This window comes from Streptomyces sp. PT12 (assembly GCF_003311645.1).
In the GTDB taxonomy this organism is placed as follows: Bacteria; Actinomycetota; Actinomycetes; order Streptomycetales; family Streptomycetaceae; genus Streptomyces.
This window is the reverse complement of sequence record NZ_QEST01000250.1, coordinates 1-6,616: the sequence shown is the minus strand read 5'-3', so window position 1 is coordinate 6,616 and position 6,616 is coordinate 1. Positions and strand designations below refer to the sequence as shown.

General features: G+C 74.8%; 5 protein-coding genes and 3 pseudogenes. 5 read left to right on the top strand and 3 right to left on the bottom strand.

Annotated elements, in window-relative coordinates:
• Positions 1-124 (bottom strand): annotated as a pseudogene (locus tag DEH69_RS27030) (ABC transporter ATP-binding protein); the annotation flags it as partial.
• A gap of 360 nt (positions 125-484) precedes the next feature.
• On the opposite strand from DEH69_RS27030, the gene DEH69_RS27025 reads away from it, so the two are divergent.
• The 3 genes from DEH69_RS27025 to DEH69_RS27015 all read left to right on the top strand — a co-directional run bounded on the left by DEH69_RS27025 (position 485) and on the right by DEH69_RS27015 (position 3,530).
• The gene (locus DEH69_RS27025) at positions 485-1,795 is read left to right on the top strand and encodes a DUF6716 putative glycosyltransferase (RefSeq protein WP_113689612.1); all 1,311 of its coding nucleotides are present in this window, start codon (positions 485-487) and stop codon (positions 1,793-1,795) included.
• A 65-nt stretch (positions 1,796-1,860) separates the two neighbouring features.
• A complete protein-coding gene (locus DEH69_RS27020) occupies positions 1,861-2,526 on the top strand; it encodes a SurA N-terminal domain-containing protein (protein ID WP_258534992.1) in 666 nt (221 codons plus the stop codon).
• Positions 2,523-3,530: a nucleoside triphosphate pyrophosphohydrolase gene (locus DEH69_RS27015; protein WP_258534991.1), complete on the top strand. Its 1,008-nt coding sequence runs from the start codon at positions 2,523-2,525 to the stop codon at positions 3,528-3,530. Before DEH69_RS27020 ends, DEH69_RS27015 begins: the two co-directional genes overlap by 4 nt.
• Before the next feature lie 206 nt (positions 3,531-3,736).
• Here the strand turns inward: DEH69_RS27015 and DEH69_RS33185 are convergent, their stop codons facing one another.
• Together DEH69_RS33185 and DEH69_RS33180 are read right to left on the bottom strand one after the other, a co-directional pair.
• Positions 3,737-4,231, bottom strand: coding sequence for an SUKH-3 domain-containing protein (locus DEH69_RS33185; protein WP_258534993.1), 495 nt, complete (start codon positions 4,229-4,231; stop codon positions 3,737-3,739).
• A gap of 63 nt (positions 4,232-4,294) precedes the next feature.
• Positions 4,295-4,660: pseudogene (locus DEH69_RS33180) on the bottom strand (YwqJ-related putative deaminase); the annotation flags it as partial.
• Positions 4,661-4,803: 143 nt separating this feature from the next.
• On the opposite strand from DEH69_RS33180, the gene DEH69_RS27005 reads away from it, so the two are divergent.
• Together DEH69_RS27005 and DEH69_RS31815 are read left to right on the top strand one after the other, a co-directional pair.
• Positions 4,804-5,778 carry an SMI1/KNR4 family protein gene (locus tag DEH69_RS27005; protein ID WP_113689613.1) on the top strand — a complete coding sequence of 325 codons (975 nt, stop codon included), beginning with the start codon at positions 4,804-4,806 and terminating at the stop codon, positions 5,776-5,778.
• A 7-nt stretch (positions 5,779-5,785) separates the two neighbouring features.
• Positions 5,786-6,616 (top strand): annotated as a pseudogene (locus DEH69_RS31815) (hypothetical protein); the annotation flags it as partial.

Here is a 6,616-nt window from a genome sequence, read left to right as displayed (position 1 = left end):
TGTCCAGGGCGAGGACGCGCGTCTCGCCCGTCCCGTACGCCTTCACGACGCCCTCGGTCCGCGCAGCCACGGCTGAGTGCCCTCCGCTGCCCCCGGTCGTCGGATTCGCCACAGCCGTTGTCACGTCGTCTCCCGTTTCCGTGCTTCGCAGCTTCTGTCCTTGACCTCAAAGACTACGGACCGCATCCGCCGCCCTCGTCGCCCCCAAGGACGAGCCTCGGGTAGGCGCAAAGTCGCAGAACCCCCTAGGGGGATGACGACGATGGTCATGCTTCTCTCAGGGAAAGACATGACTTCCGTCAGGTTTCGCCAGGTGAACGCCTCCACGAGGATCGTGGAAACGCGGGCAGAAGGTAATCTGATCCCTCCCGCGAAGGTCACCCGCACCCTCTCGCCTCGCCCCAGGCCACCCTCTCGTCACGTCCGTCCACCTCCTCTCAAGGTCCTCTCAACTCCCCTCAACACCCCAGGAGATGCTCAGTCGATGGGTAGCGCTGTGCCTCGTGCCGTCGTGCTCGCGGACTCCGACAGCCGGTGGAAGTGGGCCGCGCTCGTCGCCCGGCAGCTCGCTCCGAAGCACGCGCTCGACGCCCGTTTCCTCGCGGGCCCCACCACCCCGACCGAGCGCCAGGTCGACGAGGCCGGGGTCGTCCCCGACACCAGCAGGGTCGTCACCTACGGGGAGTTGCTTGACGACCCCGCCGTCGCCGAGGCCGACCTGCTGGTCCTCGGCACCATCGGCGGCACGACGCTCGCGCTCATCCACAGCCTGGGGATGGCGTGGGACGGCGCGTCCCGCCGCCCCGTCGTGGTCTCGGGCTATGTCGGCGTCGTCTACGAGAACCTGGTGGACGGCCTGCTCCTGCGCGTCGGTTCGGACCTGGTGCTCGCCAACAGCCCGCACGACGCCAAGCTGTTCCGCGAGGTCTACCGGGGCGTGGGCGCCGACCCCTACACCGTGGTCGAGGCCGGGCTTCCGTTCCTCGGCGGGCCCAGGTACGACCCCTCGGCCGTGGGCCGCGGGGAGCGCAGGTTCACGGTGTGCTTCGCCGTCCAGCCGACCGTGCCCGCGGGGCGGGCCGCGCGGGCCGGGCTGCTCGACAAGCTCAAGCGGCACGCCAGACGCCACCCCGACCGCGACGTGCTGCTCAAGCCGCGCACGCGCGAGGGCGAGACGAGCGGGCGCCTCGAACGCTTCCCTTACCGCGCGCTGTTCGACGAGCTGGCCGACCCCCCGCCCAATCTCTCGGTGGTCGACGGCGCGATGAGCGATGTCCTCGACCGCACCGACCTGCTGGTCACGGTCAGCTCGACGGCCGCGATGGAGTCGATCCACCGGGGCATACCCACGGCGATCCTCACCGACTACGGCATACGCGAGGCCCATGGGAATCACTTCTTCGTCGGCTCGGGCGCCCTCGCCTCCTGGGCGCAGCTCGACGAGGGCCTGATCCCGCGGGCCTCCCAGGCGTGGGCGACGGCGCACGGCCTGGGCCGACGCGACGCGTTCACCGCCGCGCGCGCCCAGTTCGCGCAGCTCCGCTCGCGCGGCACGCTCCCGCGCATGCGCCCCTTCTACACGCCGACGAACGCGTCGGACTATCTGGAGGCGCTGCTCAGCCGCCATGGACTCGGCCTGAGCGGGCGCCCGTTGCCCTCCAGTTCGCCCGCGAGCCCGACCGCGATGCGCAAGCTGATCCAGCGCAGCGCGGGCGGCCTCTACCGGGTGGGCCGCAAGCGGGTCGCGCCCGTCATCCGGCGCCTCGCGCAGGCCGACAGCTCGGGCCCGGGCTGACATTGCGGGACCGCCCGGCTTAGGATGGCCGATCGACCTGCCCGATCGCCCACGGGAGTGGCCTCGTGAAGCGCCGCACTTCAGCACTGTCCCTCTCCACCGCCGCCCTGCTCGCGATCGCGGCCCCCCTGCTGACCGGCTGCTCGACGGACTCCCATCCGGGCGCGGCCGCCGTCGTCGGCGGCGAGCAGATCACCCTGTCGTCCGTGCAGGCGCAGGTCGAGGCCGTTCGCGACGCGCAGCGCGCGCAGCCCGAGGGCGACCAGCTGGTCGCCGCGAGCCCCGCCCTGGCGCGCGAGACCGTGGCGTTCCTCGTCTACACGGAGGTGCTCGATCGCGCAGCCGCCGAGGTGGGCGTCGAGGTGACCCGCCGCGACGTGCAGGAGGCCAGGGGCAACGCCGAGCGGAACGTCGGCGGCCCCGACGCCCTCGCCGAGGCCCTGCTCCGCCAGCCCAACAGCACGCCGCTCGCGGGCGACGAGCAGATTGACCGGATGCTGCGCGGGCAGCTGCTGTTCCAGGGCATCGCCGCCGAGCTCGGCGTGCTGCCCGACGGCACGGGGCTTGACCGCATGGCCCAGCTGATGGTGGACACCGCCGACGAGGTGGGCGTCGACGTCAACCCCCGCTACGGCGCATGGGACGCGGAGCAGCTGACGCTAACCGACGCGTCCATGCCATGGCTGCGCTCGGAGGAGCCGGTCGAGCAGCCCGTTACGCTCGACGGGTGACCGCGGGCCGGATCGTTCTGCTGACCACCACCCACCGGGTGGCCCCCGGGCTGCTCTCGTGGCCCGCCTGGCAGGCGCTGCGCGGGGCCGACCGCGTGCTATGCCGGGACTCCGGCCATCCCCAGCTGCCCTATCTCAGGGACGCGGGCATCGCGGTGGAGACCGGGGCGCGCGAGACGGCCGACGCGCCGGCGCTCGTGGCCGCGTGCGCGGGCGGCCGGAGCGTCGTGGTGCTCGCGGGCGCCGACGGCGAGCCCGCGCTGACGGACGGGCTCGCCGCGCTGGCCGGTTCGGGGCGGGCCGAGGCGCTCCCCGAGCTGGAGTTGCTGCCCGGCTCCCACGACCTCCCGGGGGCGCGGCTGCTCGACCTCGTGCAGGTCATGGACCGGATCAGGGCCGAGTGCCCGTGGGCGTCGCTGCGTACCCACGCCGACCTGGCGCGTTACGGCATCGAGGAGATGTACGAGCTGGTCGAGGCCATCGAGGCGGGCGATCGCGCCGAGGTGCGCGAGGAGTTGGGCGATGTGCTGCTCCAGGTCGTCTTCCACGCGCGGATCGCGGCGGAGGACGCGGAGGAGCCGTTCGACATCGACGACGTGGCGGGCGGGATCGTCGCCAAGCTGATCCACCGCCACCCGCACGTGTTCGGGGACGAGACGGCCGAGACCGCCGATGACGTCAAGGAGCTGTGGCTGAGGACCAAGGCCGCGGAGAAGCGCCGCGCCTCGGTGACCGAGGGCGTTCCGCTGGCGCAGCCGGGTCTGTCGCTGGCCGCGAAGCTCGCGGGCCGGGTTCGCGCGGCCGGGCTCGACGTCCCGCTGCCAGGACCCGACGTCCCACTGCCCGGGCCGGAGGCGGACTTCGGCTACCGGCTGCTCGCCCTGGCCGCCGAGGCCGAGGCCGCGGGGATCGACGCGGAGACGTCCCTGCGGGCGGCGGCCCGCGCCTACCACGAGGCGATCCGCGCGGTGGAGGCGGCGGGCTCGGCGGCACGGCGCGGGTGACGGCCGCGCGCGGCGCCGTCGGACGGTGAGGCCGCCGCCGTGCGCGGCGGCCGCCGAGCCCCTGACGCTGCGGGCCCCTGGCGTGGCCGGGCGGTGGGCCATGGCCGCGACCTCGTCGGCCGTCGCGTGGGCGCCCCCGGCCGCGGCGGCGCCCGTGACCGCGCGGCCTTGTCCGTGGGGTCGGCGGCTCGCCCGGAGGCGGGACCTCACAGCCCGTCGGGCGGTACGAGCCGGTGCGGCGCCGCGCCGGTCAGGAGCGTCGCGAGGCCGCTGATCACATCGGGGCCCAGGTACCAGTCGCCGGTGTGGTCGACGCAGTAGAGGCGCGCCTCGGGGTCGATGGCGACGAGTGCCGTGCCGCCGCTCTCCTCCCCCAGGGGCGCGAGCCGCGTGTCGAGCGCCCGGCCGAGGTCGCCGAGGGTGCGGGCCCAGTGCAGGCCGCGCAGCGGGTCGATGACGATCCCGGTGGCGGCGTACTCGCGCCCAGGGCCGCTGGGCCCGAGCGTCATGGGCCCCAGCTCGGCCCATGTCTCGAACGCCGCGGGGAAGAGCGCGTGGGTGTGCCCCTGAGGCGAGCGGTGGGCGCTGAGCGCGTCGGCCCAGCGTTCGGCCTCGGCCGCGTGCCTGCGGCCCGGCGTCCAGCCCGCCGCCGCCAGCGCCTCGTCCACGCTGCCGACCGACCAGGGGCCCCCGGTGGCCAGCGTGTCCGAGCCGCCGCCCGGCGCTGCGGGCGCGGCGCTGACGCTGCGCACGCCGAGCCGCGCGAGCAGCACGACGCACGAGCGGCAGTGCGGGGCGTACTCGCCGTGCTGGGGATCGCCGTCCTCGCGGATGTGCCGGGTGGTGATCCCGGCCTCGTGGAGGGCGGAACGCGCCTGGTCGAGCGTGTGCGCTCCCGCGTCGGCGAGGCAGCGGGAGAGCAGCGCGGGCTCGGGGCAGCGGCCGAGGTGGCGGTCGCGCTGCGCGGTGCCGAGCGAGGCGAGGATGTCCGCGACGACCGGGTGCGGGTCGGGAGCCGTCGCGGCGCGGCTCGCGGTGCCGGTGAGGGCCTGGGCGGTGGCCGGCAGCGAGAGCGCGGCCGCCGTCGTCGGCAGGATGCCGTCGCGGCGGCGCAGGAGTACGGGAGGCACGGGCCCGGCGCCCCGATGCTGGCGGGGATCGCCCGGCGGCTGGCCGTGGGTATCCGATATCACGTGGACGATCGTGCCACCGACAGGCTCACCCCATAGGCTGTGCCGCGACAGCGAGATGGAACAGCAGGGGGCGTACCGCCATGACGACAGGTCGGCTCGGACAGCAGGCCGCGCCACCGAACCGGGCCTATGCCGGACAGATCGTGCAGTTCCCGGATCCGGTCCGGGCGGCGCGGTACCCGCAGGGTGTTCGCGTGGACGCGGACGGTTTCCCGGATTTCTCGCCCTATGCGAGAGCCGCGGCGGAGATCGCCGAGCCGCCCGAGGGCTTCGGCGTGGACGAGCTCAGACTGACCGACTACGTGTCGGCGAACGCCGCGCTGCACGCCTCGGGTCACGAGCTGTGGGCCGACCTGCTCCCGGTCGCCACGCCGCACGGCTGGACATGGCACCACGTGGCCAGGTCGCGGCGCGTGGAGCTGATCCCCGTCGAGGTCAAGGCCCTGCTGCGGCACCATGGCGGCCTCGCGACCACGGCCGTCGACCAGAGCAAGCGCGGGACGCGCCCCCTCGCCGAGACCAAGCCAGCGCACTTCCGCGTGCCGCGCGCCGTCGCGGTGGAGGAGGACCGGGTGCGGGCCGCCGAGGAGAAGCTGGGGTACCGGCTGCCCGAGGCGTACCGCTCGTTCCTCAAGGCAGGCGGTGGCTGCGCCCCCGCGGGGGTGGCGCTCGACGCGGAGCTTGGGCTGCTGGTGGACCAGCCGTTCTTCACGCTGCGCGAGGAGGCCGCGGTCAACGACCTGGTGTACATCAACAAGTGCCTGCGCGATCACCTCACCAAGGACTACCTGGGCGTGGCGTTCCTCCAGGGCGGGCTCCTGGCGATCAAGGTCAAGGGCGGGGACGCCGGTTCGGTGTGGCTGTGCCCCTACGACGACGCGCGTGACCGGGACGGGTTGACCGTCGACCAGCGGGTGGCCGAGCTGCTGCTGCACTGCGGAGACGACTTCGACAACTTCCTGCTGCGGCTGGCGGGCAACCCGCCCGAGCTGGACACCGTGGCCAATCTGATGGTGGACGGCGGCTTCGCGAACGTCGTCCCGGTGGAGGGGTGAGCGCGCCATGGTGACGTTCGCGCAGGCACAGGAGCGCGCCGAGCGCTGGGTGAGCGGCTCGGGCCCGGGCGCGCCCGCGCGCGAGGTGCGGGTGCGGGAGTTCGACCTGGGCTTCGTGGTGTGGGCCGAGACGCCGGACGGCGGCTGGGCGGGCGGCGGGAAGCTGGTGATCGCGCGGGACAGCGGGGACACCACGCTGTGGCCCGCGCTCTCCGTGGCCGAGGTGATCAGGCGCTACGAGGAGGAGTACGGCGCCGCCCCCGCGGCCCCCGCGCCCGCGGCGACCGGTGAGCCGATCGACCTCAACGCCACGTCGTTCCTGCTGACCCCGCCGCAGTGGCTCCAGGAGGCGGCGGACCGGGCGGGCATCCCGGACCAGCGGGCCGACGCGTCGGCGACCCCCTCACCGTCCGCGGCCTCGCCCGCCCCTTCGCCCTCGCCTTCCGCGCCGCCCTCGCCCTGGGCTGGCACGGACACCACGCCGCCGCCGCAGGCCGCGCCGAGCAGCCCGTGGGCTGGCAAGGACGTGGACACCTCGGGCGGCGCCGCGTCGTCGTCGCCCTGGGCTGGCACCGACACCTCGGGCAGCGGCGACGAGGCGGAGTCGATGGCGCCCCCCGCGACGGTGTTCTCGCCGCCGCTTGCGATGCCCGACGCCTCGGCCTCGCCCGCCGGGCCGCCCTCGTCCGAGGCGCGGACGACCGTGATGCCCCAGGGCAGCGCGTTGCCCAGGACCAAGGTGAGCGAGCCGACGCCGCCAGCCGCGCCCCCCGGCGCCCCGGTCGGCCCGCCGCCCGGCGCGCCCGTGGGCCCGCCGCCCGTGCCGGGCGGCGGGGGC